The sequence below is a fragment of the Aquirufa aurantiipilula genome (assembly GCF_019923745.1).
Lineage (GTDB): Bacteria > Bacteroidota > Bacteroidia > Cytophagales > Spirosomataceae > Aquirufa > Aquirufa aurantiipilula.
Window position 1 is genome coordinate 1 of the sequence record NZ_JAANOG010000055.1, and the last position, 255, is coordinate 255.

General features: G+C 44.7%; 1 rRNA gene. It reads right to left on the reverse strand.

The window, feature by feature from the left end:
• Nucleotides 1-255 (reverse strand): 23S ribosomal RNA (locus tag G9H60_RS13330); the annotation flags it as partial.

Consider the following 255-nt stretch of genomic DNA (forward strand, 5'->3'; position numbering starts at 1 on the left):
GTTAATTTGCCGAGTTCCTTAGCCGTGATTCACTCGAGCGCCTTAGAATATTCTTCTCGACCACCTGTGTCGGTTTACGGTACGGGTTACTTATTAGTTATACACGCCTAGACTTTTCTTGGAAGATCACTCGCTACACTCGTTTTGGCATTGCTGCCGCCTCTCAAAGACACTATTCCGTCAGTATCTGGTAACCCATTCTCTCCGTCATCTATTTGCCCAATAAGTAAGTACAGGAATATTAACCTGTTGTGC